The organism is Kosakonia sp. (assembly GCF_032104925.1).
Lineage (GTDB): Bacteria > Pseudomonadota > Gammaproteobacteria > Enterobacterales > Enterobacteriaceae > Kosakonia.
Genome location: NZ_DAMCGF010000002.1, coordinates 26,944 through 48,934 on the forward strand (window position 1 = coordinate 26,944; position 21,991 = coordinate 48,934).

26 protein-coding genes are annotated in these 21,991 nt (G+C 54.6%); 12 read left to right on the plus strand and 14 right to left on the minus strand.

Going from position 1 to position 21,991, the window contains the following annotated elements; genetic code table 11:
- Positions 1–80 precede the first annotated feature (80 nt).
- Positions 81–368, minus strand: coding sequence for a DUF1471 family protease activator YjfN (gene yjfN, locus RT644_RS03215; RefSeq protein WP_020456246.1), 288 nt, complete (start codon positions 366–368; stop codon positions 81–83).
- A 123-nt stretch (positions 369–491) separates the two neighbouring features.
- A complete protein-coding gene (gene bsmA, locus RT644_RS03220; RefSeq protein WP_044489546.1) occupies positions 492–821 on the minus strand; it encodes a biofilm peroxide resistance protein BsmA in 330 nt (109 codons plus the stop codon).
- Between the two features lie 187 nt (positions 822–1,008).
- Here bsmA and yjfP point away from each other — a divergent pair, with 187 nt between their 5' ends.
- Positions 1,009–1,758 (plus strand): esterase, encoded by a 750-nt coding sequence (yjfP, locus tag RT644_RS03225; RefSeq protein ID WP_313625635.1) that lies wholly within the window; start codon positions 1,009–1,011, stop codon positions 1,756–1,758.
- Here the strand turns inward: yjfP and RT644_RS03230 are convergent.
- Both RT644_RS03230 and RT644_RS03235 read right to left on the minus strand, forming a co-directional pair.
- Positions 1,755–2,936 carry an MFS transporter gene (locus RT644_RS03230; protein ID WP_313625636.1) on the minus strand — a complete coding sequence of 394 codons (1,182 nt, stop codon included), beginning with the start codon at positions 2,934–2,936 and terminating at the stop codon, positions 1,755–1,757. The genes yjfP and RT644_RS03230 overlap by 4 nt on opposite strands.
- 156 nt (positions 2,937–3,092) lie before the next feature.
- Complete coding sequence (locus RT644_RS03235) at positions 3,093–3,365, minus strand: DUF1471 domain-containing protein (protein ID WP_313625638.1); 273 nt, start codon at positions 3,363–3,365, stop codon at positions 3,093–3,095.
- A 343-nt stretch (positions 3,366–3,708) separates the two neighbouring features.
- Here RT644_RS03235 and rpsF point away from each other — a divergent pair, with 343 nt between their 5' ends.
- The 5 genes from rpsF to RT644_RS03260 all read left to right on the plus strand — a co-directional run bounded on the left by rpsF (position 3,709) and on the right by RT644_RS03260 (position 6,232).
- On the plus strand, positions 3,709–4,104 hold the full coding sequence (rpsF, locus tag RT644_RS03240) for a 30S ribosomal protein S6 (protein ID WP_020456251.1): 396 nt from the start codon (positions 3,709–3,711) through the stop codon (positions 4,102–4,104).
- A gap of 6 nt (positions 4,105–4,110) precedes the next feature.
- On the plus strand, positions 4,111–4,425 hold the full coding sequence (gene priB, locus RT644_RS03245) for a primosomal replication protein N (protein WP_017459147.1): 315 nt from the start codon (positions 4,111–4,113) through the stop codon (positions 4,423–4,425).
- Positions 4,426–4,429: 4 nt separating this feature from the next.
- Complete coding sequence (gene rpsR / locus RT644_RS03250) at positions 4,430–4,657, plus strand: 30S ribosomal protein S18 (protein WP_000135199.1); 228 nt, start codon at positions 4,430–4,432, stop codon at positions 4,655–4,657.
- A 41-nt stretch (positions 4,658–4,698) separates the two neighbouring features.
- Positions 4,699–5,148 carry a 50S ribosomal protein L9 gene (rplI, locus tag RT644_RS03255; protein ID WP_017459146.1) on the plus strand — a complete coding sequence of 150 codons (450 nt, stop codon included), beginning with the start codon at positions 4,699–4,701 and terminating at the stop codon, positions 5,146–5,148.
- A 154-nt stretch (positions 5,149–5,302) separates the two neighbouring features.
- Positions 5,303–6,232, plus strand: a complete 930-nt coding sequence (locus tag RT644_RS03260) for a DMT family transporter (protein WP_020456253.1) — start codon at positions 5,303–5,305, stop codon at positions 6,230–6,232.
- A 20-nt stretch (positions 6,233–6,252) separates the two neighbouring features.
- Here the strand turns inward: RT644_RS03260 and RT644_RS03265 are convergent, their stop codons facing one another.
- The gene (locus RT644_RS03265; protein ID WP_269232394.1) at positions 6,253–6,915 is read right to left on the minus strand and encodes a LysM-like peptidoglycan-binding domain-containing protein; all 663 of its coding nucleotides are present in this window, start codon (positions 6,913–6,915) and stop codon (positions 6,253–6,255) included.
- Positions 6,916–7,178: 263 nt separating this feature from the next.
- On the opposite strand from RT644_RS03265, the gene fklB reads away from it, so the two are divergent.
- Together fklB and cycA are read left to right on the plus strand one after the other, a co-directional pair.
- Positions 7,179–7,799, plus strand: coding sequence for an FKBP-type peptidyl-prolyl cis-trans isomerase (gene fklB, locus RT644_RS03270; RefSeq protein ID WP_313625645.1), 621 nt, complete (start codon positions 7,179–7,181; stop codon positions 7,797–7,799).
- A gap of 300 nt (positions 7,800–8,099) precedes the next feature.
- The gene (gene cycA, locus RT644_RS03275) at positions 8,100–9,512 is read left to right on the plus strand and encodes a D-serine/D-alanine/glycine transporter (RefSeq protein ID WP_020456256.1); all 1,413 of its coding nucleotides are present in this window, start codon (positions 8,100–8,102) and stop codon (positions 9,510–9,512) included.
- Between the two features lie 61 nt (positions 9,513–9,573).
- Here the strand turns inward: cycA and ytfE are convergent, their stop codons facing one another.
- Positions 9,574–10,236, minus strand: coding sequence for an iron-sulfur cluster repair protein YtfE (ytfE, locus tag RT644_RS03280; protein ID WP_020456257.1), 663 nt, complete (start codon positions 10,234–10,236; stop codon positions 9,574–9,576).
- 89 nt (positions 10,237–10,325) lie between these two features.
- The gene (locus RT644_RS03285) at positions 10,326–10,547 is read right to left on the minus strand and encodes a hypothetical protein (RefSeq protein ID WP_162484578.1); all 222 of its coding nucleotides are present in this window, start codon (positions 10,545–10,547) and stop codon (positions 10,326–10,328) included.
- Between RT644_RS03285 and RT644_RS03290 the strand changes: the two genes are divergently transcribed.
- The gene (locus RT644_RS03290) at positions 10,510–12,165 is read left to right on the plus strand and encodes a methyl-accepting chemotaxis protein (protein WP_045513705.1); all 1,656 of its coding nucleotides are present in this window, start codon (positions 10,510–10,512) and stop codon (positions 12,163–12,165) included. The genes RT644_RS03285 and RT644_RS03290 overlap by 38 nt on opposite strands.
- Before the next feature lie 194 nt (positions 12,166–12,359).
- On the opposite strand, the gene RT644_RS03295 is transcribed toward RT644_RS03290, so the two are convergent.
- From RT644_RS03295 to RT644_RS03305, 3 genes are all read right to left on the minus strand, one after another.
- Complete coding sequence (locus RT644_RS03295) at positions 12,360–13,325, minus strand: DMT family transporter (protein WP_313626149.1); 966 nt, start codon at positions 13,323–13,325, stop codon at positions 12,360–12,362.
- 75 nt (positions 13,326–13,400) lie between these two features.
- Complete coding sequence (locus tag RT644_RS03300) at positions 13,401–14,225, minus strand: AraC family transcriptional regulator (RefSeq protein ID WP_020456261.1); 825 nt, start codon at positions 14,223–14,225, stop codon at positions 13,401–13,403.
- Between the two features lie 81 nt (positions 14,226–14,306).
- Positions 14,307–15,155, minus strand: coding sequence for an SDR family oxidoreductase (locus RT644_RS03305; RefSeq protein ID WP_313625649.1), 849 nt, complete (start codon positions 15,153–15,155; stop codon positions 14,307–14,309).
- A gap of 85 nt (positions 15,156–15,240) precedes the next feature.
- Between RT644_RS03305 and RT644_RS03310 the strand changes: the two genes are divergently transcribed.
- On the plus strand, positions 15,241–15,651 hold the full coding sequence (locus tag RT644_RS03310) for a winged helix-turn-helix transcriptional regulator (RefSeq protein WP_045513697.1): 411 nt from the start codon (positions 15,241–15,243) through the stop codon (positions 15,649–15,651).
- Here the strand turns inward: RT644_RS03310 and RT644_RS03315 are convergent, their stop codons facing one another.
- On the minus strand, positions 15,652–17,595 hold the full coding sequence (locus RT644_RS03315; protein WP_313625652.1) for a bifunctional 2',3'-cyclic-nucleotide 2'-phosphodiesterase/3'-nucleotidase: 1,944 nt from the start codon (positions 17,593–17,595) through the stop codon (positions 15,652–15,654). It lies immediately after the preceding gene.
- Between the two features lie 189 nt (positions 17,596–17,784).
- Here RT644_RS03315 and cysQ point away from each other — a divergent pair, with 189 nt between their 5' ends.
- The gene (gene cysQ, locus RT644_RS03320) at positions 17,785–18,525 is read left to right on the plus strand and encodes a 3'(2'),5'-bisphosphate nucleotidase CysQ (RefSeq protein ID WP_313625654.1); all 741 of its coding nucleotides are present in this window, start codon (positions 17,785–17,787) and stop codon (positions 18,523–18,525) included.
- Here cysQ and RT644_RS03325 read toward each other — a convergent pair.
- On the minus strand, positions 18,519–19,076 hold the full coding sequence (locus tag RT644_RS03325; RefSeq protein ID WP_045513689.1) for a YtfJ family protein: 558 nt from the start codon (positions 19,074–19,076) through the stop codon (positions 18,519–18,521). The genes cysQ and RT644_RS03325 overlap by 7 nt on opposite strands.
- Before the next feature lie 335 nt (positions 19,077–19,411).
- On the opposite strand from RT644_RS03325, the gene RT644_RS03330 reads away from it, so the two are divergent.
- Positions 19,412–19,618 (plus strand): DUF1107 domain-containing protein, encoded by a 207-nt coding sequence (locus tag RT644_RS03330; RefSeq protein WP_004857160.1) that lies wholly within the window; start codon positions 19,412–19,414, stop codon positions 19,616–19,618.
- Between the two features lie 74 nt (positions 19,619–19,692).
- Here RT644_RS03330 and RT644_RS03335 read toward each other — a convergent pair whose 3' ends face one another.
- Both RT644_RS03335 and msrA read right to left on the minus strand, forming a co-directional pair.
- Positions 19,693–21,027 (minus strand): hemolysin family protein, encoded by a 1,335-nt coding sequence (locus RT644_RS03335; protein ID WP_020456266.1) that lies wholly within the window; start codon positions 21,025–21,027, stop codon positions 19,693–19,695.
- A gap of 182 nt (positions 21,028–21,209) precedes the next feature.
- On the minus strand, positions 21,210–21,854 hold the full coding sequence (msrA, locus tag RT644_RS03340) for a peptide-methionine (S)-S-oxide reductase MsrA (RefSeq protein ID WP_313625657.1): 645 nt from the start codon (positions 21,852–21,854) through the stop codon (positions 21,210–21,212).
- Positions 21,855–21,991 lie beyond the last annotated feature (137 nt).

Below are 21,991 nucleotides of genomic sequence, written 5' to 3' on the forward strand. Positions count from 1 at the left end.
TGCATCCTTACAATAACATAATCTTAATGATTGTAGGGGCATAAAAAAGCCACCAGATTTAGGTGGCTTTTTACGACGGCTCAGGCGTACAAAATGGCCTGCACTCGCCAGTTGTCAACTTGTTGATCTTCCTGCATTCGCACAATGCGATACCAGGAGGCTCCCTGTTCATCTGCTTTTAACGCGATAACCCGCTCAACGTCCTGTAGGCTCCCTGAGACATTATTGACGGAGATAAGACCGATTTCGTTTAATCCCGTCACACAGTCAGCGCTGGCGAACTCTGCAGGCTGCGCTGTTGTATTTAGCAAACCGGTAGAAAGCAACAGTGAGTTTAAAGCAAGAGATCGTTTCATAGTCAGCTCCATTTTACGTTACCCCGATAGTGTGCAGGGCTTCCTTTCGCGCAACGGATTCGAAAAATCCTATTGTGCACAGGAGAACATCAATGGACGCAAAGCAATGTAAATGTCCTGAAAATCAACGCCTCGCTACTGTTTATACAGCAGGGCGCGTCCGAACCAACGACCGGGAATTATGGTGTCATCCATCATGATGATGACGTAATAATTGGCGCCGGCGGCCACGGCTTTGGCTTTGATTGCGTCTTCTACGTCCATGGGAGAACCCAGTACCGTTACGCTAACGGCACCAATCTCGCGGAGATCCTGCGTTTGATTACGGCGGATTTCCTGCGGATGGTCGCTAACCGGCGGTGCAGATTGCGGCTTACCTTCCAGCACTGCGCAGCCGCTTAATAACAAGGCGAACAGTAAGCACGGTAAAGCACGCATGGTTTTCTCATCTCTCCTGATTGCCATAGTGTAGTTCCTGGTGAATTTCCGTTTGGGGGAATGTTCCCGAAATGTTATCCCGAGCACTAATTTCGAATGAAAGTGTTTTGAAAGCGTAAGCTATCTCTCAACGTCGTCAGATGCTCATGCGAAATCTGACTTGCGCCACCCTGTCGCCAGTGGCATACCAGCACTATAGATCAAGGAGGGAGTAATGATTGAACTTCAGGTTGAACAATTTGCGGGTATCGAAACGCTGCATGCCTTCCCGGCGGGAAAACGCGCCGAACCGCTGCCTTGTGTCGTGTTTTATCACGGTTTCACCTCATCAAAGCTGGTCTACAGCTACTTTGCCGTGGCGCTGGCGCAAGCCGGTTTCCGCGTGGTGATGCCGGACGCTCCGGATCATGGTGCGCGCTTTAGCGGTGATGTTGAGCGGCGTTTGCACCGGTTCTGGCAAATTCTGCGTGGCAATATTGAAGAGTTCGCCGCGCTGCGCTGCGCGCTGGAGCGTCTTGAATTGATTGATAACCGGCGGCTGGCGATCGGTGGTGCGTCAATGGGCGGGATGACTGCGCTAGGCATTATGACCCAACACCCGGAAGTGCGCTGCGTCGCAAGCCTGATGGGCTCCGGCTATTTCACCACGCTTGCGCGTACGCTTTTCCCGCCGCTGGCCGTGACCACGCCGGAACAGCAATGTGAATTCGACGCGATTATTGATCCGCTCTCACAGTGGGACGTCAGTACGCAACTGGCGCGTATCGCCGATCGCCCGCTGCTGCTGTGGCACGGTGAGCAAGATGATGTGGTGCCAGCAGTGGAATCTTTCCGTTTACAGCAAGCATTGCAGGAACAGGGGCTGGACACCAATCTCACTTACCAGTGGGAAGCCGGGGTAACGCACCGCATCACCCCGCAAGCGCTGAGTGCGACAACGGACTTTTTTAGCCGTTATCTTTAAGCCGTTCGGCGCAAGTGTATAACCACCAGCGCGAGCACACAGATGATGGCTCCCGCCCAGAAGGTTGACGCCGCGCCATGGGTTTCCCACAAAACGCCGGCACCGAGGCTCGCCAGCAGCAGCGCAACACCGCTGAGTAAATTGAACATGCCAAACGCCGTGCCGCGCAGTTCCGCTGGCGCGGTATCGGCAACCATGGTCGCGAGCAAGCCTTGCGTCATGCCCATATGCACACCCCACAGTGCGACACCGAGCAGCAATGTGCTCCAGTGCTGGCTGAGCGCCAGCGCCATATCCGCGAAGATCAGTACCACCAGACCCAGCTGTAGTAACCGGCTGTGGCTGATGCGGTCTGACAGTTTGCCAAACGGATAGGCGGTGACCGAGTAGACCAGGTTCATGGCGACCATCACCAGCGGAATGGTCGCCAGCGGGATCTCCAGCTGCTGGGCGCGCAGCACCAAAAATGCTTCGCTAAAGCGGGCGAGGGTAAAGATAAAACCGAGCGCCACCACCCACCAGTAAGCACGGCTTAACCGTTTGAGATTTTCGCGGCGAATGGGATTGGTGCGCTTATGGGTGATGGGGGTTTTCGGTTCGTGCAGGCCAAAGAATAACAGCGCGACCGCCAGCACTCCGGGGATTACCGCGATCCAGAATACGGCCTGAAAGTCGTCATTCCACAACAGCATCAATGCGACCGCCAGCAATGGCCCGAGGAACGCGCCAACGGTGTCCAGCGACTGGCGCAAACCAAACGCTGCGCCGCGGATTTCCGTCGGGGTGACATCGGCAACCAGCGCATCGCGCGGCGCCCCGCGAATACCTTTGCCAAGCCGATCCATCATGCGTGCGCCGAACACCAGGCCGGACGTTGAGGCCAGCGCAAACAGCGGCTTGCTTAATGCGCCCATGCCATAACCCAGCAGCGCCAGCCCTTTGCGTTTGCCGATGTAGTCGCTGAACATGCCGGAAAAGACTTTAATCATCAGCGCGGTGGCTTCCGCCAGCCCTTCAATCAGGCCAATAATCACGACGCTTGTGCCGAGCGCCGTGGCCATAAACAGTGGCAGCAAGCTGTGGATCATCTCCGAGGAGATATCCATCAACATACTGACGCCGCCTAATACCCAGACGCCTGCAGGTATGCGACCTAACGTTGAAAACCGCTTGAACATTGCTTTCCCCGCACCTTTTCATCACCGCAGCCAGAACGCTATTAAACCTGCCGGAAAGGGGTTTGATAAGGGGGATAAAAAAAGAATTCTCACGTCGGTGAGCGGCCCCAATGCGGGGCCGCAAATGCAAGAGGGACTGGCCTGTAAAACGTATAATTAGCGGTAGATAAACGCGCTGGCGTGCAGGTTGCCGTTGCTTCCCGGCTCATGAGTGAGCTCTGCACGGTAATATTTGGCGCTGTGGGCGTCGGCCTCGTCATTGAGCGCCTCGTCAGCTTCATGCTCAGTAGCGAAGTTATGATTGATATAGATAACGCCTAAGCTGTGCACATCATCCATGTTGTGGGCTTGCTGGTTGTTGAGTTTAATTGCCGCTGCGGCATTGGCGCTAAGCAGCAAGGTTGTTAATAACATTGCGATGTATTTCATGATGTTATGCTCCGATAAAACGTCGTTTTTTAGTTTTTTAACATCTCTCCTCCTTATGTTTGAGGCCTGTTTAAAGTGTACGCGTTAGCCCAAAAAGGTATCGCGACCATTTCTGATGCTGTCGTTCAAAAAATTGCCGTAATGCGTTGTGCTTAATTTTAATTCGCCAGGCGCGCTTCTCTTTGCGCTTAGTGCGAATTATTTGTGCAATTGCCTTGAGTTTGGCAGGGGACATCAGTATTATGACGCGTCAATTTTTCAGCCGACCTTTAACACGTTCCTTGCCTCCCCGGGATTCGGCTGACCCAGACAGGAGGCTGAATAATCCGTAAGGAGCAATTCGATGCGTCATTACGAAATCGTTTTTATGGTCCATCCTGACCAGAGCGAACAGGTTCCGGGCATGATCGAACGTTACACTGGTGCAATCACTGCAGCAGAAGGTACGATCCACCGTCTGGAAGACTGGGGCCGCCGTCAGCTGGCTTACCCGATCAACAAACTGCACAAAGCACACTACGTTCTGATGAACGTTGAAGCTCCGCAGGAAGTGATCGATGAGCTGGAAACAAACTTCCGCTTCAACGATGCCGTTATTCGCAGCATGGTTATGCGTACTAAACACGCTGTTACCGAAGCATCTCCGATGGTTAAAGCGAAAGACGAGCGCCGTGAGCGTCGCGATGATTTCGCTAACGAAACCGCAGATGATGCAGATGCTGGGGATTCTGAAGAGTAATTACTGATGGCCAACCGCCTGGTGTTGTCCGGCACAGTGTGCAGGGCGCCGCTTCGTAAGGTCAGCCCGTCAGGAATTCCTCACTGCCAGTTCGTGCTTGAGCACCGTTCTGTGCAGGAGGAAGCCGGTTTCCACCGGCAGGCGTGGTGCCAAATGCCTGTAATAATCAGCGGGCAGGAGAACCAGGCCATTACTCACAGTATAACGGTCGGCAGCGCAGTAACTGTTCAGGGGTTCATCAGTTGCCACAAGGCAAAGAACGGCTTGAGCAAAATGGTTCTGCATGCCGAGCAGATTGAATTGATAGATTCTGGAGACTAGCCAAATGGCACGTTATTTCCGTCGTCGCAAGTTCTGCCGTTTCACCGCGGAAGGCGTTCAAGAGATCGACTATAAAGATATCGCTACGCTGAAAAACTACATCACCGAAAGCGGTAAGATTGTCCCGAGCCGTATCACCGGTACCCGTGCAAAATATCAGCGCCAGCTGGCACGCGCTATCAAACGCGCTCGCTACCTGTCCCTGCTGCCGTACACTGATCGTCATCAGTAATCGGTCACGGTCCATTAATACGACTTTGAGAGGATAAGGTAATGCAAGTTATTCTGCTTGATAAAGTAGCAAACCTGGGTAGCCTGGGTGATCAGGTTAACGTTAAAGCGGGCTACGCTCGTAACTTCCTGGTACCGCAGGGTAAAGCTGTTCCGGCTACCAAGAAAAACGTTGAGTATTTCGAAGCTCGTCGCGCTGAACTGGAAGCCAAACTGGCTGACGTTCTGGCGGCTGCTAACGCTCGCGCTGAAAGCATCAACGCACTGGGCTCTGTTACCATCGCGTCTAAATCTGGCGACGAAGGTAAACTGTTCGGTTCCATCGGTACTCGCGACATCGCTGACGCTGTAACTGCAGCTGGCGTGAAAGTTGCGAAGAGCGAAGTTCGCCTGCCGAACGGCGTTCTGCGTACTGTTGGTGAGCACGAAGTGGACTTCCAGGTTCACAGCGAAGTATTCGCTAAACTGACTGTAAACGTTGTTGCTGAGTAATTCGTTACTCTAAAACAATGTGTAAAACGCCGGCCTTGTGCCGGCGTTTTGCTTTTCAGGCCTCGCAGAACAGGCCATTGTGGCTTGTTTAATCTCGCATTCTGACGCATCCTCAGGTAATAATTGAAACGCAATTTTATCTTTGAGATTTGTCATGGAAACCGCTCTGCCCGCGTCCGTTTTTGCCCGCCGCAATGTGGCTTACGCCTGCGCCACGCTCTGTTGTCTGCTCTGGGGTAGCTCCTACCCGGCCATTAAAAACGGCTACGAACTCTTTCACATCGCCACCGACGATATCCCGTCAAAGGTGGTATTTGCCGGTTACCGTTTCCTGTTTGCAGGCGTATTGCTGCTGCTGTTCGCCCTGGCGCAGCGCAAACCGATTGGCAGGTTATCGGCTACGCAGTTTGGGCAACTGACGGTGCTCGGGTTAACGCAAACGACCCTGCAATACACCTTCTTCTATATTGGTCTTGCTTATACTACCGGCGTAAACGGGTCGATCATGAATGCGACCGGCACCTTCTTCAGCGTGCTGTTGGCGCACTTTATCTATCAAAACGACAAGCTCAGCTACAACAAAAGCCTCGGCTGTATTCTGGGATTTGCCGGCGTCATGCTGGTGAACTTCCACAGCGGTATGCGTGACTTTGTTTTTGTCTGGAACGGCGACGGTTTCATTGTGCTGGCGGCGTTTATCCTCTCTGCCGCCACGCTGTATGGCAAACGCATTTCCCAGACAGTAGATCCCACGGTGATGACCGGCTGGCAGTTGGCTATCGGCGGCGTTGCGCTGCTGATTGGCGGCTATCTGTCGGGGGGAACGCTGGAAGTGCATAGCCTCAGCGCGGTCGCGATCCTCGGTTATCTTACGCTGCTGTCTGCGGTGGCTTTTGCGCTGTGGAGCATGCTGCTGAAAGTGAACCGCGTCAGCATGATCGCGCCGTTCAATTTCGTGATACCGGTTGCCGGTACGGTGCTCTCCGCCATTTTCCTCGGTGAAAATATTCTTGATATCAAATACGCGGTCGCGCTGGTACTGGTCTGCTCAGGGATCTGGTGGGTCAATAAACGAGCCGGGTAACAGGTACCCGGCATAGTGGCTTAACGTGCGCGGATAAAGCTGCCGTCCGGCTGGCGGGTAAACAGCACCGGCTGGCCGCCGGTTTCGATGGTCAGCCCGGTTACTACGCCGTTAGCGTTCTGGCGAATTTTCACCATCTGGCCGCTTTGCAGGGTGCTCAGCGGTTTACCGTCACCTTCCACTTTGGCCATCGCATAGACATCGGTTGGCGGCAGGTTGTGATCGCGGAACAGTTGCGCCAGCGTTTTCCCCTCTTCAACACGGTAAGCGCGCCACTGCTGCTCGATGCCGCTGGAAGAGGGCAGCGTGTTCTGCGCTACATGCTGACGCGGTTGCTGCACCGGTTGCTGTTGCTCTACGGCTTGTTGCTGTTGCATTGATTCTTCCGCGCTCGGCGCGGTTTGCTGCGGCTCACTCACCACCTGCGGCGGTGTGGGTTCCGCTGTGGAAGGTTGCGGCTGTGAAGAGGCAGGAAGATTGAGTTGCGCTTCGCGAGCACCGGATGGCGTAGTGGAGCGGTTGCTGTCGTCAGTTGACGGTAACAGAAAACCGATAACCACCAGCAAAGCCGCGAGGATCAGGCCGCGACGGTGCAATGGCGGGAGCGGATCCATCAGGCGAAAATGGTCCGGGGCTTGCCAGATTTTCACCAGGGTAGGTTTCAGTTCAAATCGCCCGGGCATGGCTTTCCTCCTGCTCCGCGTCATTTAATGTCCTGTCTCGTTGAGTATATACACTTTATCCCGCCACCGCGGCGTACGCCGTTTTTAACTGCCTGAAAGTCGACAAAAAGCTGCATTTTGTGACCGCAATTCGGGATAAATCTTACTTGCTGTATTCTTTCCCTTTCCCTGCGATTTGTCATCTTTCCTGCGACAAAGTTTTACCCGGTGCAGCGCGGCTGTTATGCTGCGCGCTACCTTAAAAAGCGATGAAAGGAAAACCCATGACAACCCCAACTTTTGACACGATCGAAGCGCAAGCCAGCTACGGCATTGGTTTGCAGGTAGGACAGCAGCTGAGCGAATCCGGGTTAGAGGGGCTGTTACCGGAAGCGCTGGTCGCAGGCATCGCTGATGCACTGGAAGGCAAACAACCCGCTGTTCCGGTAGATGTTGTACATCGTGCGCTGCGTGAAATTCACGAGCGTGCTGACGCTGTGCGTCGTTCCCGTTTCGAAGAGATGGCGGCGGAAGGCGTGAAATATCTGGAAGAGAACCGCGAGTGTGAAGGCGTGAACAGCACCGAATCCGGTCTGCAATTCCGCGTTATTACCCAGGGCGAAGGCGCTATCCCGGCGCGTACCGACCGTGTACGTGTGCACTACACCGGTAAACTGATTGATGGCAGCGTGTTCGACAGCTCCGTTGCGCGCGGCGAACCGGCTGAATTCCCGGTTAACGGCGTGATTGCTGGCTGGATCGAAGCCCTGACGCTGATGCCGGTGGGTTCCAAATGGGAACTGACTATTCCGCACAACCTCGCGTACGGCGAGCGCGGCGCTGGCGCGTCTATTCCGCCGTTCAGCACGCTGGTATTTGAAGTGGAACTGCTGGAAATCCTGTAATTCCCCGCATAAATGCCTCTTCCCATTAGGGGAGAGGCTGCACCTGCTGCGCTGATCGTTTGTTAATAAAACCAATACCGACAGATTATCTTGCAAATGGCGCAATCGGGTGTATTTTTGTGAGCTATTTCGCGTTACCTGAGTGATATGACACTCACTTTAAACAAATATTTAACATTGTTTTTAATTCCGAGTATTCATCCCGCCGATTCTTACCTAATATCTTTGCGTCCATACAAGGGCGGAACACGCAACTAAAAAAGGCCAGTAGAGCCCCAACAACACAGACAGGAATACAACATGGTAGATCAGGTTAAAGTCGTGGCCGACGAACAGGCGTCGACTGAACAGTCGCTACGGCGAAATCTCACAAACCGGCATATTCAGCTCATCGCCATTGGCGGTGCCATCGGGACCGGGCTGTTTATGGGCTCCGGGAAAACCATCAGCCTCGCCGGTCCGTCGATCATTTTTGTGTATATGATCATCGGCTTTATGCTGTTTTTCGTCATGCGCGCCATGGGTGAATTACTGCTGTCGAATCTCGAATACAAATCCTTTAGCGACTTCGCCGCCGACCTGTTAGGCCCGTGGGCGGGGTATTTTACCGGCTGGACATACTGGTTTTGCTGGGTAGTGACCGGTATGGCTGATGTCGTCGCCATCACGGCTTACGCGCAGTTCTGGTTCCCCGGCCTTGCCGATTGGGTAGCGGCGCTGGCCGTTGTCGTCGTGCTGCTGAGCCTCAATCTCGCGACGGTAAAAATGTTCGGCGAGATGGAATTCTGGTTTGCGATGATCAAAATCGTCGCCATTGTCGCGCTGATCATCGTGGGTGTGGTGATGGTGCTGATGCACTTTAAATCCCCGACCGGCGTTGAAGCTTCCTTCTCGCATCTGTGGAATGACGGCGGCTGGTTCCCGAAAGGCATCAGCGGGTTCTTTGCTGGTTTCCAGATCGCGGTGTTTGCCTTTGTGGGGATTGAGCTGGTCGGTACGACCGCAGCGGAAACCAAAGATCCGGAGAAATCCCTGCCGCGCGCCATCAACTCGATCCCGGTGCGCATTATTATGTTCTACGTTTTCGCGCTAATTGTGATCATGTCGGTGACACCGTGGAGTTCCGTGGTGGCGGATAAGAGCCCGTTTGTTGAGTTGTTCGTGCTGGTGGGTATTCCGGCGGCGGCGAGCATTATCAACTTCGTAGTGCTGACATCGGCGGCGTCTTCCGCCAACAGCGGCGTCTTCTCCACCAGCCGGATGCTGTTCGGCCTGGCGCAGGATGGCGTGGCGCCAAAAGCGTTCGCTAAGCTCTCTAAACGCGCGGTTCCGGCGAAAGGGTTGACCTTCTCCTGTATCTGCCTGCTGGGCGGTGTGGTGATGCTGTATGTCAATCCGAGCGCGATTGCCGCGTTCACCATGATCACCACCGTATCGGCGATCCTGTTTATGTTCGTCTGGACGATCATCCTCTGCTCGTACCTGGTGTACCGTAAGCAGCGCCCGCAGTTGCATGAAAAGTCGAACTACAAAATGCCGCTGGGCAAACTGATGTGCTGGGTGTGCATGGCGTTCTTCGTCTTTGTACTGGTGCTGCTGACGCTGGAAGCAGATACCCGCCAGGCGCTGATCGTGACGCCGTTGTGGTTTGTGGTGCTGGGCGCGGGCTGGCTGTACGCGGGCAAAAAGCGTCTGGCTAACCGCCAGCCATAAAAAAAGAGCCGCGCGGCGGCTCTAAACTTCCATGAATCAGGGCGCTCTCGGGCGCCTTTATTTATTCGCCAGCGAGGGCACGCGGGAACAGATTGTTGTTTTCCAGGCTGATGTGTTCCATCAGATCGTCAATCAAGGTATTGATGCCGTTATACATCGCTTTCCAGGTGGTGCAGGCTTCCGGCGGCGGGGTGACGTTATTGGTAATGTGTTTGATCACTTCCAGCAGTTCGCCCGCTTCATCGTGCTCGCTCTCCATTACGCTTATCGGCCCCATTGCCTGCGAACCCATGCCCTGTTTGATCATCGGGAACAGGATCTGCTCCTCTTTCATCATGTGGCTGGAAAGCTCTTCATGCAGCATCGTCAGGTATTTGGTTAAGCCGCGCGGCACGTTCGGTTTATCGGCATGGACGCGCTCGACTTTGGTGGCCTGCAGGATCAGTTCCGGCAGTTGTTCGCGGTGACGGTCATGGTAACGCACGATAATGTGGTCAATGATTTCCGCCAGCCCCGCCACGCGCCAGTCTTTCTCAATCGGCTGCTCGGCAAGCGTCGCCAGCTCGGCTTCGATGACGTCAATATCCAGCTCTTTGCGGGCCGCAGAACGTCCCAGCGTCTGCTTACCGCCGCAGCAGTAATCCATATCATATTTACGGAACAGTGCGGAGGCGCGGGGGATAGAGAGCGCCAGCTCACCCAGGGGTTGATCGCGGAAAGCCATAGCAGTTACCTCATGTGTAATTTATAAGTTGTATTTTAGATGCATCTTTAAGCCGATGATATACCCCTTTTGGGGTGGCGGAAATCGCCTTATTCCTTTCTTACACGAAAAACTGTGATATTCATCACAAAAAATCTTACGAATTTAACATGTTGAATAGCGGTGTTTTTATTGGAAATTACTGGATTGCGACCTGCATCACAATTAAACAACTCCGCTTCGCTGCCGATACCAAGACTCCAGACAATATCCTGCACGCTATAAAGGCTTACAATGTTCAAAAGAATAAAAGTTATTACTTTATTAATCATGGTATTACTTGTACTTGGTGCAATGCAGCTGATCTCCGCTGGCGTGTTCATCAGTGCGCTTAATAACGATAAAAACAACTTCAACGTTTCTCAGGTTTCCAGCCAGAACGTTTCCGAATTTACCGATGCCTGGATCAGCCTCAACCAGGCGCGTGTGACGCTGAACCGCGGCATGCTGCGTCTGCAAAGCAGCACCGCCAGCCAGATTAATGGCGGTCAGCTTAATGAACTGGCGCAAACGGCCACCAACTTGCTGAACCAGGCGCAACAGCATTTCGAGAAGTACAAAACCATTCCGGACACGCCAGGGCTGGATAAAGCGCTGTCGAAAGATCTGGAAACGCAATACGGCATCTACCATGCGACGTTGACAGAGATGAACCGTCTGCTGCTCGCCGGTAGTCTGGAAGATATGTTCCGCCAGAACGCCGAAGCGAAACAAGTTGCCATGCAGAAGAGCTATCGCGCGTGGCGCGATGCGCAAACCGTACTGGCGAGTGAAGGGATCGTCCAGAATGAACGCGATTACCAGCGTATCCTGTGGATCCTCGGTACGGTGATGCTGGTCGTGCTGGCGGTGATCGTCATGAGCTGGGTTGCGATGCAGCGCGTCCTGCTGAAGCCGTTGCATGAAGTGATGAGTCATATCCGCCACATCGCAAGCGGCGATTTGACGCATGACATTGATGCCGAAGGCAAAAACGAAATGGCGCTGCTGGCGCAGAATGTGCAGGAAATGCAGCAGTCGCTGGTGAAAACCGTCAGCGTAGTGCGCGACGGCGCTGATACCATTTACACCGGCGCGGGTGAAATTTCCGCTGGCAGTAACGATCTCTCTTCACGCACCGAGCAGCAAGCCGCGTCGCTGGAAGAGACCGCCGCCAGCATGGAGCAGCTTACTGCCACGGTGAAACAGAACGCCGACAACGCCCGTCAGGCAACGCAACTGGCGCTGAACGCGTCCGGTACCGCGAAGAAAGGTGGGGAAGTGGTAGATGGCGTGGTGCGCACCATGGATGAGATTGCCACCAGTTCCAGCAAAATCGCGCAGATCACCAACGTGATTGACGGTATCGCCTTCCAGACCAACATCCTGGCGCTGAACGCCGCCGTTGAAGCGGCCCGTGCGGGCGAACAGGGCCGAGGCTTTGCCGTGGTGGCGGGTGAAGTGCGTACCCTGGCGCAGCGCAGTGCGCAGGCAGCAAAAGAGATTAAAGGGCTGATTGAAGACTCCGGTAATCGTGTCAATGCGGGTGCCGCCCTGGTGCATGAAGCCGGGGAAACCATGGCTGAAATCGTCAGCGCCGTCACGCGCGTGACCGACATCATGGGCGAAATCTCGTCTGCTTCTGACGAGCAGAGCCGTGGTATCGATCAGGTAGGCCAGGCCGTTGCTGAGATGGACCGCGTTACCCAGCAGAACGCCTCGCTGGTGGAAGAGTCCGCCGCTGCGGCTGCGGCACTGGAAGAGCAGGCGGCACGCCTGACTGAAACCGTGGCGGTATTCAAGGTCAACCGTACACGCAGCGCACGCCGTCCGGCGTTAATCACGCCAGTCAGCAAACCGCAGGCCAAAGCGACCGAAAGCTTCAGCGAAGCCAACTGGGAAACGTTCTGATAACGGTTGCGTTGCTCTCCCGAAACCCGGCATATGCCGGGTTTTTTTATGCCCATTTGAAAAACACAGGCGGGGGAGGCACTCAGCGGCACAGAGTGGCTGTGCCTGATTGTATGGCATTCACTCTTACCTAACGGGCAGACGCCTGATTTTCGCGCCGCGTGTCGGCGAGAAAGCACTACGAATGCGGCGGTTTATTCGGTCCTTAGTGCGGTGATGCTGGCTTTTTCCGGCTTCGACAGTACCGCCATCAACACGCCGCCGACCAGCAAGGCAATACCGCAGACGGTGAGCAGCGGCGGCAGGCTTTGGCGCAGCACAAAGGTATAGAGCAGCCCGGCCAGGGTTTCAAAGACAATCAACGGGCCGACAATCACCGTCGGTAAGCGCTGGCTGGCAATGTTCCAGCACAACGCGCCCACCCATGAGCAGAGCACCGCAATGGTGAACATCAGCGTAATAAACACCAGCGGACGCGGGCCGAAGGGCAGGATGAAATCCGGTTGCTGAACACCAAGCCACAGGCACGCCGCAATATAGCCCACCAGTGACACCGGTAGCGTCACCAGCGCTTGTGCCGTGGCCCACATCATCGGGTTTTTGTCCGGGTTTTCCCGCAACCAGCGGGCATTGCGTAGCGCATACCAGGCCCAGCAAGCCACCGAAGTGAAAGCCAGCACAATACCGGAACCGTAGCGCCAGCCGCTGAAATTCGGCAGCCCGTGGCGCAGCTCGGCGATATTGACGCAGCCTAACCCAAGCGCAATGCAGAGTAGCGCGGGAGCCAGCCGCCGCCATGCGAGTTTGCCGTCACGCTGGCTATAGAGCAGGTTAGCGCACACCGGGATCACCACCGGCAGCGTGGCGATAATCATCGTCGACACCGGCGCGCCCGTACGCTGAATGGCGCTTGCCAGGCAGACGTAATAGACAAGGTTGCCCATGATCGTCAGCCATAAGGCTGTGAACCAGTCGCTGCGCGTAAGCTGGCGCAAACGCGCGCGACCGAGCCACGCCAGCGGCAGGGCGATAATCCCCAGCGCCAGATAGCGCCCGGTGGATTGCAGCGCCGCCGGATAATCCGGCACGATCAACGGCCCGACAAAAATAAGCCCCCAGAATAGCCCGGCGAGCAGGGCATACAACACACCACTAATCATCATTCCACCTGCGTTTACATCGGCAGCGGACAGTGTAGGAGAGCGACGGGCGGGAATATTGTATGAGATTGCGCATTAACGGCGCGTAACCTGCTTCTGGTAACGCACCGGCGTGATGCCGTAGCGGTGTGTAAACGCGCGGGTCAGGTGTGATTGATCGGTGAGGCCGGTAACGGCGGCGACATCGGCGGCGGGCATGCCCTGAGTCAGAAACGATTTGGCGCGCCACAGGCGGATCGCCATCAGCATCTGATGCGGGGTGACATGAAAATGCGCCTTGAACTGGCGTTGAAAATGGTACGGGCTGAGCGCCGCGACTTTCGCCAGCTCGTCGAGCGTCAGGCTGTGCATATAGTTGTCATGCAGGTAATCGCGCACGCGCTCAAACCGGTGCGCGCCTTCCGGGCGCTGCGGCGCGTGGTGCGCCAGCGGGCGGAAGGTATCGATGAGATCCAGCAAAATCCCCTGTTGCGCCAGCGGATCGTCGGTGTGCCACAAGCCGTGGATCTGTGCGCAGATCTGCCGGGTGCGCAGCGGATCGTGACGCATCACATCGCTAAACCACCAGTGGCGGATCCCGGTGACCTCTTCGAGCAGTTCGGGCTCAAGATAAACCATGCGATAGCGCCAGCCGTCGGCGGTTTCCGCCTCGCCTGTGTGCAGCTCGTCAGGGTTCATGGTGACCACGGAATGCATCGGCGCGACATACTGCGTACCGCGATAACGAAAGCGTTCGGCTCCGGCTTCGATAGCGCCAATACCAAACGCTTCATGAGTGTGCGGCTCAAAGGCGTAACGCGAAATATGCGCGTGGTACAGCTCCACCCCCGGCAGTAACGCCAGGTGGCGAAAGCGCGCGCAATCTCGTTCGTCAGTAAACTGTTCGGGTACGCCTTCCACGTTCTCTCTCCACACGGATCATACCTTCATTATTAGGGATGACCCGGCGGGAGGCTACAAAAATTAACCACTTTGTAACCTTTACAGGAGGTCGTTGACGCTCTTTTCAATCGACGTGGTCGGGCGTCCAATCAATTTGCTGAGCGTTTTACTGTCATCAAACAGGCCACCTTTGGCGGCACCCGCATCGGAATCCGCCAGCATGGTGGCGAGCCAGTCCGGCAGGCCAGCACCTTTCAGCGCGGCGGCGAAATCGGCTTCGCTCAGGTTCTGGTAGACCACGTTTTTACCGCTGGCTTTGCTGAGCAGCGCGGCCAGTTCAGTGAGCGTCCAGCCGCGATCACCGGCCAGTTCATACACTTTGCCCGCATGCCCCTCTTCGCTTATCACGCGCGCGGCGGCGGCAGCGTAATCAGCGCGGGTGGCGGAGGCGATTTTGCCGTCACCGGCGGCGCCAATAAATACCCCGTGCGCCAGCGCCGCTGGTGCGCTTGCCAGGTAGTTTTCGCTATACCAGCCGTTACGCAGCAGGGTGTAAGGAATACCGGAATCGGCGAGCATTTTCTCGGTTTCAACGTGTTCAACGTGCAGACCAAGCGGGGATTTATCGGCGTGCAGCAGGCTGGTGTAAGCAATGAATTTCACCCCGGCGGCTTTGGCGGCGTTTATCACATTGCGGTGTTGCGCGGCGCGCTGGCCCACTTCGCTACTGGAGATCAGCAGCAGCTTGTTCACGCCTGCTAACGCCTGGGTTAACGCGGCCTGGTCGCCATAATCAGCCTGGCGTACCAGTACGCCTTGTTTGCTGAGGGCTTCGGCTTTCGCCGGGTTACGGACGATAGCGACAATCTCTTTTGCCGCCACGGTTTTCAGCAGTTCTTCTACCACAAACTGGCCCAGTTGGCCGGTCGCGCCGGTGAGTGCGATCATGAGTATTCTCCTTCGGTGTTCGGTGAGTGTTGTGGTACGCTAACACCTTAACTAACTTTTAGTAAGTACGCACAAAAAGGTAAGTATGAAAACGCAACTCCGACCGCAAACGTTGAGTGAACAGATGCGCGACGGCAATCTGTTCGCCGAGCAGTGTCCCTCGCGGGATGTTCTGAAACACGTCACCAGCCGCTGGGGCGTGCTGATACTGGTGGCGCTACGCGAGGGCACTCACCGTTTTAGCGATTTACGCCGCAAAATGGGCGGCGTCAGTGAAAAGATGCTGGCGCAGAGCCTGCAATGGCTGGAGCAGGATGGTTTTATTAACCGCGTGTCGTATCCCGTCGTTCCGCCGCATGTTGAATATAGCCTGACCCCGCTGGGTGAGCAGGTCAGCGAGAAGGTGGCGGCGCTTGCCGACTGGATCGAGCTGAATATCGAGCAGGTACTGGCCTTCCGCGATGAACGGGAAGGCCAGCAGGCATTGGTGGAATAATTATTTGTTTAGCTGGATGTTATAGATAGCAAAGCCGATGTCGTCATTGGCGACTTTCGCCATCGGGTAGCGAGCTTTCTCTTTGATAAACGCGGCGGCTTTGTCCGTGGGCGCGGTTTCAAAACGAATATCCAGCTTCGCGTCGCTGTGGATCGGTGCCAGTTGCCAGTTGTTGTCGGCAGCCGGATGGATTTCCCCTTTCTGTTTGGTTTCATCGCTTATCCATTTCGCCAGCACCGCGCGGTTTTCATCTGGCGAGGCAAAAGCGATATGGCTGTCGCCGGTACCGGCAAACTTGCCGCCGTAGGCGCGGTAGTTATTGGTCGCCACAAGGAACACGGTGTTCGGATCAATCGGCTTGCCGTTAAAGGTCAGATTCTTAATGCGTTCCGCCTGCGGGTTAACGCTCTGGCATTCGCCGTCGTAGCGTGCCGGTTGCGTGACATCAATCTGGTAGTTCACACCATCGATCACATCGAAGTTATAGGTGCGAAAACCGTCCCAGTTGATCAGGCTTTGCGGCTTATCGCTGTGCGGATCGATCTGGTTAAACTGACCGGCGGAGCACTCCAGCCACTCTTTAACCTCTTTACCGGTCGCTTTCACCACCACCAGCGTGTTCGGGTAGAGGTACAAATCGGCGGCATTGCGGAAGGTTAACTGGCCTTTTTCCACTTCGACATAACTGGCGGGATCGTTTTTGCGACCGCCCACTTTAAACGGCGCGGCAGCGGAAAGCACCGGCAGTTTCGCCAGATCCGGATCGCCCTGAATAAAGTGTTCGACATAGGCTTTCTGCGCATTGTTCACCACCTGCACGGTCGGATCGTCCTGCACCAGCGCCAGGTAGCTGTACATGTTGTCGGCAGATTTGCCGATCGGTTTGCTGACAAACTCGCGGGTGGCGTCGTGATCGTGTTTCAGGATCTCCACCAGTTTACTGTCCTCGCCCACGAGGGCTTTTTTCGCCGCGGCGTCATAAATCGGGCGCGCTTCGGCTTTGGATTCGCGTACCTGCCATTTGCCAGAATCATTGTTCAGCACCAGATCGACCACGCCAAGATGATCGCCCCACATGCCCGGCATCACGGACGGAATGCCGTTCAACGTTCCTTTCTGGATATCCGCGCCTTTTATCGCCGCGAAATCTTTACCCGGGAAAACAGCGTGAGCGTGACCAAACAGGATCGCATCAACGCCTGGCACTTCGCTGAGGTAATAAACGGAGTTTTCCGCCATCGCCTGGTACGGCTCCGCCGACAGCCCGGAGTGTGCGACCACGACCACCAGATCGGCCCCTTTGGCGCGCATTTCCGGCACATATTTACGCGCGGTTTCGGTGATGTCGTTCACCGTCACTTTGCCGCTCAGGTTGGCTTTATCCCAGACCATGATCTGCGGCGGTACAAAGCCGATATAACCGATGCGCAGCGTGTGCGTTTTGCCGTCGCTGTCGGTGACCGGCGTCTCTTTGATTAAGTAAGGCGTGAACAGCGGTTTTTTGCTTTTCGCATCAATGATATTGGCGTTCACATAGGGGAATTTCGCGCCAGCCAGCGCCTTGTGCAGGTAATCCAGACCGTAGTTAAATTCGTGGTTGCCCAGGTTACCGACGGCGTAATCAAGGGTGTTCATCGCTTTATACACCGGATGAACTTCCCCGGCTTTCAGCCCTTTCGCCGCCATGTAATCGCCCAACGGGCTGCCCTGGATTAAGTCACCGTTATCCACCAGCACGCTGTTTTTGACTTCATTTCGCGCGGCGTTAATCAGGCTTGCGGTGCGTACCAGGCCGAATTTTTCCGTCGCCGTGTCTTTGTAGTAATCAAAATCCATCATGTTGCTATGCAAATCAGTGGTTTCCAGAATACGTAAATCCACCGTTGCAGCCTGCACGCTGGCCGCAATCAGCGTGGCCAGAAGCGTTGCACTAAACTTAATCATCAGAGGCATCCTTTTTCGATCTAAGCCACAAAAGAAAGTGTTATGTACATTTTGTTGCTTACAGAATTGTGAATACTGCCATAAAAGCGCGCAAAGAAAACGCAATCGCTATCACAGATGGCAGATTCCGCCGCAATACGATATAAGTAAAACAATGAGTTACAAACCACTGAACAGAAGAGGTGGAAAATGTTAGATGCAATTTGCAAGCTCGCGCGCGAAGCGGGCGATGCCATTATGCAGGTCTACGATGGGCATAAGCCGATGGAAGTCACCAGCAAAGTGGATGACTCACCGGTGACGGCCGCCGATATTGCCGCACACGGGGTGATTGTGCGCGGTTTACAGGCGTTGACGCCGGACATTCCGGTGCTGTCAGAAGAAGATCCGCCCACCTGGGAAGTTCGCCAGACATGGGGGCGTTACTGGCTGGTGGATCCGCTGGACGGCACCAAAGAGTTCATCAAGCGTAACGGCGAGTTTACCGTCAATATCGCCCTGATTGAGAACGGAAAACCGGTGCTTGGCGTGGTTTACGCGCCGGTGCTGAATGTGATGTATTCCGCCGCGGAAGGGAAGGCGTGGAAAGATGAGGCGGGGCACCATCAGCAGATTCAGGTACGCGATGCGCGTCCGCCGCTGGTGGTGGTGAGCCGCTCACATGCAGATGATGAACTGAAAGAGTATTTACAGCATCTTGGTGAACACCAGACCACCGCCATTGGCTCTTCGCTGAAGTTTTGCCTGGTGGCAGAAGGCAAAGCGCAGCTTTACCCGCGCTTTGGGCCAACCAGCGTCTGGGACACCGCGGCAGGCCATGCGGTGGCGGTCGCCGCCGGGGCACATGTTCACGACTGGCAGGGGCGCACTCTGGATTACACCCCGCGTGAATCTTTCCTTAACCCCGGCTTTCGGGTTTCGCTCTACTGATTAAGCAGTTTGTGCAGCAGGTCGATGACTTGCTGCACCTCTTGCTGGCTCAGCCCGCCATCTTTTGCGTACTGTATGCGCCCGTCTTTATCCAGCACCACAATCGCCGAGCTCTCCTCGTCCAGCTTCCAGGCTTTGCGCGTCACGCCTTCGCTATCCACAATAAATTGTGACCACGGATAAAGCTTCTTATTGCTTTCGATACTGCTGCGCACAAACATCGCGCTGCCGGGAATGGCATCATCGGTGTTAACGATGGTGGTGGTTTGGTATTTATCGTGCGGCAGCTTTGCGGATTTGATCGCTTCAATCAGAGCGGCATTCTTCTCTTTTGCTGACGTTCGACCAGCAATATGCTGCACCACTCGCACTTTGCCTGGAAGTTGGGCGCTATTCCATTTTTTATAGCTAAACTTATCGTTATCCAGTATCAACTCCCCTCTGTCGGCTATGCCCACAGGCGGCACGCGTTGGTTGTTTTCAAAATTATGGGCTGAAGCAACCAGCGGCAGTAACAGGCATGTCGCTGCCAGGATGTTACGTAGGGTCATGGCGTTTCCTTATTATCTCTTGTGTTTGTGCAGGTGATCCGACCACTTGGGCTCGCGTTTTAATCATAAATGCGATCAATGCGTTTTTCCCGCAATCTGGATGCCAGTTTGCGGGCGAACGCACATAACCGTGAAAAAATGTGGGCTTATACTGCGCAGAGTAAGGTGTTGAAAAGAATATTCTGAATAATTGTCATCAAAAGGTAAATAAAGTTATTCACACTATGTATGGGTTAGGTTCTGAACTATAGTCATTGAGCATTAAAATTTGCGCTCACCTACGTTGGTCCGATTGTGGAACCGCAAGAGCGTAATGTTTCACAGGAGATACAAGAATGAAAATTTTCCAGCGTTACAACCCACTTCAGGTGGCTAAGTACGTAAAAATCCTGTTTCGTGGACGGTTGTATATCAAGGACGTTGGCGCTTTCGAGTTCGATAAGGGCAAGATCCTGATCCCGAAAGTGAAAGACAAACAGCATCTGTCTGTCATGTCTGAAGTTAACCGTCAGGTGCTGCGTTTGCAGACCGAGATGGCTTAACAGCTGTGCTATGCAGTAGTTTAAATACGATAAAAAAACGGCCCCAAAGGGGCCGTTGACATTTCTGCGACAGATTACGCCGCGCCTTTACCTTCGGCGTCCGGCAGCTTCGGCGTTAACACTGCCGCGCGGGTATCGATGCGGGTCACCAGCAGCTGATCGATGCGGTAGTTATCAATGTCCACCACCTCAAATTTGTAGCCTGAAAACTTCACCGCATCGGTGCGTTTCGGGATTTTACGCAGCATAAACATCATAAAGCCGCCGATGGTTTCGTAGTTACCGGACTGCGGGAATTCATCGATATCCAGTACGCGCATCACGTCATCAATCGGTGTGCCGCCGTCAATCAGCCACGAGTTTTCATCACGCGCGACGATCATCTCTTCCACCTGGCCGACCAGATCGCCCATCAGTGTCGTCATTACATCGTTAAGGGTGATAACGCCCACCACCAGCGCGTATTCGTTCATGATCACCGCGAAGTCTTCGCCTGCGGTTTTGAAGCTTTCCAGCGCTTCAGAGAGCGTTAACGTATCCGGAACAATCAACGTATTGCGGATCTGCACGCCGCTATTCAGCGCCATGCTCTGGTTTGCCAGCACGCGGTTGAGCAGATCTTTGGAGTCGACATAGCCGACAATGTGGTCGATATCATCGTTACAGACCAGAAACTTCGAGTGCGGATGTTCCGACACTTTCTTTTTCAGGCTCTGCTCATCTTCGTGCAGATCGAACCAAATCACGTTTTCGCGTGAGGTCATCGACGACGGCACGGTGCGCGATTCCAGTTCAAACACGTTCTCAATCAGTTCGTGTTCCTGCTTACGCAACACCCCGGCTAACGCACCGGCTTCCACCACCGCGTAAATATCATCAGAAGTGATGTCATCTTTACGCGCCATCGGCAGCTTGAAGATGCGGAAAATGACGTTGGCCAGGCCGTTGAAAAACCAGACCAGAGGGCGGAAAACAAATAAGCAGAAGCGCATCGGGTTGATGATACGCAAAGCCACGGCTTCAGGCGCAATCATACCGATGCGTTTCGGGGTGAGATCGGCAAACAGGATGAACAACCCGGTTACCAGCGAGAACGAAATAATAAAGCTGAGCTGTTCGGCCATTTCCGGCGAAACCACGTTGATCAACATGCTGTGAAAAACGGGAGAGAACGCCGCGTCGCCGACGATACCGCCAAGAATGGCGACGGCGTTCAGGCCGATTTGCACCACGGTAAAGAACGTGCCGGGCGTTTCCTGCATTTTCAGAATGCGTTGCGCGTTGATATTGCCTTCATCGGCAAGCAGTTTGAGCTTAATTTTTCGCGATGCGGCGAGTGAAATCTCAGACAACGAGAAAAACGCACTTACCGCGATCAGACAGAGTATGACTAAGATACTGTTTAACATAATTTATCCAGCTATTAACCGGATCCTCGGAAGGGGTTTTTGAATATCCATGTGGTAAACACTTATGAAAGCCGGCCCGAAGCGGTGGACCGGCAATTTCGAGGGGTAGTATAGCGTAAGCCTGTCGCAGGCTGCCAGAGGCTTAATTTGCGCCGTTTTTCGGCGATAAAACCCGTGATTTTTTAAGGGTTAAGCTGCGGTGGCAAACAAACACCAATACCGCCGATACCGCAGTAGCCGTGCGGGTTTTTATACAGATATTGCTGATGCTCATCTTCCGCGTAATAGAACGGTGTCGCAGGTTTGATTTCCGTGGTCACCTGGCGCGCGTCGCCTGCGCTGCGCATCGCTTGCTGAAAGCGCGCAAGGCTGGCTTGTGCGGCGTCGCTTTGCTCTGGCGTCAGCGGGTAAATCCCGGAACGGTATTGGGTGCCAGAATCATTACCCTGGCGCATGCCCTGCGCCGGATCGTGGTTTTCCCAGAAAACCTGCAGCAGTTTTTCATAACTCACCACGTTCGGGTCGTATACCACCCGCACCGCTTCCGCGTGGCCGGTCAGACCGGAGCAGACTTCGCGGTAGGTCGGGTTCGGTGTGTACCCGCCGGTGTAGCCCGCGGCGGTGCTGTAAACGCCATCTAACTGCCAGAACAGACGTTCCACGCCCCAGAAACAGCCCATGGCGAACAGGGCAACTTCCATCCCTTCCGGAACATGACTCATTGAATGCTCGTTAACAGCATGTAAACTGGCAACGGGCATCGGTGTATTGCGTCCGGGCAATGCATCTGATTGGGAAACAAGCTCTTTTTTATCAAACAGACTCACGGTGATACCTCCCGGAGGGGCTAATTGCGGTTAGGGTTGTGTTGCGGCCTGTGTTTTAACACAATAAACGCCATAAATCAGACTAGATTTAAACATAAGAAATTTTGGGGTAGTCGTCTGTTTTTCAACCTGTGTTA

Excerpts from the sequence above, each read along its gene's own strand:
- RT644_RS03310 (WP_045513697.1), top strand. The coding sequence starts at position 15,241 with ATGAAAACGCAACTCCGACCGCAAACGTTGAGTGAACAGATGCGCGAC.
- RT644_RS03235 (WP_313625638.1), bottom strand. The coding sequence starts at position 3,365 with ATGAAATACATCGCAATGTTATTAACAACCTTGCTGCTTAGCGCCAAT.
- RT644_RS03230 (WP_313625636.1), bottom strand. The coding sequence starts at position 2,936 with ATGTTCAAGCGGTTTTCAACGTTAGGTCGCATACCTGCAGGCGTCTGG.
- rplI (WP_017459146.1), top strand. The coding sequence starts at position 4,699 with ATGCAAGTTATTCTGCTTGATAAAGTAGCAAACCTGGGTAGCCTGGGT.
- RT644_RS03330 (WP_004857160.1), top strand. The coding sequence starts at position 19,412 with ATGAAAATTTTCCAGCGTTACAACCCACTTCAGGTGGCTAAGTACGTA.
- yjfN (WP_020456246.1), bottom strand. The coding sequence starts at position 368 with ATGGAGCTGACTATGAAACGATCTCTTGCTTTAAACTCACTGTTGCTT.
- RT644_RS03285 (WP_162484578.1), bottom strand. The coding sequence starts at position 10,547 with ATGATTAATAAAGTAATAACTTTTATTCTTTTGAACATTGTAAGCCTT.
- RT644_RS03325 (WP_045513689.1), bottom strand. The coding sequence starts at position 19,076 with ATGACCCTACGTAACATCCTGGCAGCGACATGCCTGTTACTGCCGCTG.
- RT644_RS03335 (WP_020456266.1), bottom strand. The coding sequence starts at position 21,027 with ATGTTAAACAGTATCTTAGTCATACTCTGTCTGATCGCGGTAAGTGCG.
- fklB (WP_313625645.1), top strand. The coding sequence starts at position 7,179 with ATGACAACCCCAACTTTTGACACGATCGAAGCGCAAGCCAGCTACGGC.
- yjfP (WP_313625635.1), top strand. The coding sequence starts at position 1,009 with ATGATTGAACTTCAGGTTGAACAATTTGCGGGTATCGAAACGCTGCAT.
- bsmA (WP_044489546.1), bottom strand. The coding sequence starts at position 821 with ATGGCAATCAGGAGAGATGAGAAAACCATGCGTGCTTTACCGTGCTTA.
- ytfE (WP_020456257.1), bottom strand. The coding sequence starts at position 10,236 with ATGGCTTTCCGCGATCAACCCCTGGGTGAGCTGGCGCTCTCTATCCCC.
- rpsR (WP_000135199.1), top strand. The coding sequence starts at position 4,430 with ATGGCACGTTATTTCCGTCGTCGCAAGTTCTGCCGTTTCACCGCGGAA.
- priB (WP_017459147.1), top strand. The coding sequence starts at position 4,111 with ATGGCCAACCGCCTGGTGTTGTCCGGCACAGTGTGCAGGGCGCCGCTT.
- RT644_RS03290 (WP_045513705.1), top strand. The coding sequence starts at position 10,510 with ATGTTCAAAAGAATAAAAGTTATTACTTTATTAATCATGGTATTACTT.
- RT644_RS03260 (WP_020456253.1), top strand. The coding sequence starts at position 5,303 with ATGGAAACCGCTCTGCCCGCGTCCGTTTTTGCCCGCCGCAATGTGGCT.
- cycA (WP_020456256.1), top strand. The coding sequence starts at position 8,100 with ATGGTAGATCAGGTTAAAGTCGTGGCCGACGAACAGGCGTCGACTGAA.
- rpsF (WP_020456251.1), top strand. The coding sequence starts at position 3,709 with ATGCGTCATTACGAAATCGTTTTTATGGTCCATCCTGACCAGAGCGAA.
- RT644_RS03295 (WP_313626149.1), bottom strand. The coding sequence starts at position 13,325 with ATGATTAGTGGTGTGTTGTATGCCCTGCTCGCCGGGCTATTCTGGGGG.
- RT644_RS03305 (WP_313625649.1), bottom strand. The coding sequence starts at position 15,155 with ATGATCGCACTCACCGGCGCGACCGGCCAACTGGGCCAGTTTGTGGTA.
- RT644_RS03315 (WP_313625652.1), bottom strand. The coding sequence starts at position 17,595 with ATGATTAAGTTTAGTGCAACGCTTCTGGCCACGCTGATTGCGGCCAGC.
- cysQ (WP_313625654.1), top strand. The coding sequence starts at position 17,785 with ATGTTAGATGCAATTTGCAAGCTCGCGCGCGAAGCGGGCGATGCCATT.
- RT644_RS03265 (WP_269232394.1), bottom strand. The coding sequence starts at position 6,915 with ATGCCCGGGCGATTTGAACTGAAACCTACCCTGGTGAAAATCTGGCAA.